This window comes from Roseicyclus sp., from assembly GCF_018402035.1.
Classification (GTDB): domain Bacteria; phylum Pseudomonadota; class Alphaproteobacteria; order Rhodobacterales; family Rhodobacteraceae; genus Roseicyclus.
On the sequence record NZ_JAGYJN010000067.1, the window covers coordinates 1 to 1,573 of the forward strand.

2 protein-coding genes are annotated in these 1,573 nt (G+C 63.3%); both read right to left on the minus strand.

Going from position 1 to position 1,573, the window contains the following annotated elements:
* Positions 1-532 (minus strand): nitrilase-related carbon-nitrogen hydrolase (locus KG698_RS15190; protein ID WP_300984224.1); only part of this gene is annotated, 532 nt, incomplete at its 3' end.
* Positions 529-1,573: FGGY-family carbohydrate kinase (locus KG698_RS15195; protein WP_213686385.1), on the minus strand; the 1,045-nt coding region annotated here is incomplete at its 5' end. The genes KG698_RS15195 and KG698_RS15190, both read right to left, overlap by 4 nt.

Below are 1,573 nucleotides of genomic sequence, written 5' to 3' on the forward strand. Positions count from 1 at the left end.
AAACCGCGCCCGCCTGTGCATAGGCACGGTAGAGATAGGCAAACCGCAGATCATAACAGATCGACAGGCCAAATGGCCCCCATGGGGTCTGCGCCAGAACGGCCTTCAAACCCGGCGCAAAGCGCTTGGATTCGCCGATGGGCGCTTGCCCCTCAAGCGTGACGTCGAAAAGGTGGATCTTGTCGTATGCGGCCACGATCCCGCCTGTCGCATCGATCAGGGTGGCGTGGTTCAAGAACCGCCCATCGGGGCCTAGAACCGGGGTCGATCCGGTATGGACCCACAGCCCATGCTTGGCCGCCAGTTCGCGGCAAGCGGCGATGAAAGGGTCGGCATTGGCTGTCACCACTTGCAAGCGCGCGGTCTCGGGGTTGCGGTTCATCAGACCCGCCACCTCGGGCAGAGCCAAGAGTTGCGCACCACCTGCCGCAGCCTCGGCGGCCAGCGCCGTGACAGTTGCAATATTGGCCTCATGCGTGTCCGCCGAACACATCTGGGCCAGTGCGACGCGCAGGGTTTGGGGCGCGGTCATGGGCGGCTCAAGGTCCGGGAAACCGCGTCTTTCCAGCCTGCGTAGCGCGCGCTGCGGATGGCATCATCCATCTGCGGCGCAAAGCGGCGATCAAGCGCCCAAGTCGCGGCAAAGCCAGCCTGATCGGGGTAAATGCCCGCGCGCATTCCCGCCAGCCACGCCGCCCCCAGCGCGGTGGTTTCCAACACGCGGGGCCGGTCAACAGGCGCGCCAAGAATGTCCGAGAGAAATTGCATTGTCCAATCCGACGCGCTCATGCCCCCATCGACGCGCAGCGTGGCCGCCCCCAATTCCTTGCCCGTCTCGGCCCGCCAATCGGCGGCCATCGCTTCCCACAGGTCGCGGGTCTGGTAGCCCACACTTTCAAGGGCGGCACGGGCAAATTCAGCGGGGCCGGAATTGCGCGCCAGCCCAAAGATCGCGCCGCGACACGCGGGGTCCCAATAGGGCGCGCCAAGCCCGGTAAAGGCGGGAACAAGGTAAAGCTCTTGGCCCGGATCGGCAGCTTCGGCCAAGGTTTGGGTCTGGGGGGCGCTCTCGATGATTTTCAACCCGTCACGCAGCCATTGCACCACCGCGCCCGCGATAAAGATCGACCCCTCGAGCGCATAGCTGGGCCGACCATCCAATTGATAGGCAATCGTGCCCAGCATCCGGTTTTGTGAGCGCACCAGCGTGTCGCCGGTATTGAGCAGCGCAAAACAGCCTGTACCATAGGTCGATTTCATCATGCCGGGCTGGAAACAGGCCTGTCCGATGGTGGCGGCCTGTTGATCGCCCGCGACGCCCATGATCGGGATCGCGCCACTCAAATGCGCGGGATCGGTCATGCCAAAATCGGCGGCGCAATCGCGCACCTCGGGCAAAAGCGCCATGGGAATATCAAAGAGCGCGCAAATCTCAGTATCCCAACGCCCTTGCCGGATATTATACAAGAGTGTGCGCGAGGCATTGGTTGCATCGGTCGCATGCACAGCACCGCCTGTCAGCTTCCAGATCAGCCAACTATCGATGGTGCCAAAAGCCAGCTCGCCAGCCTCA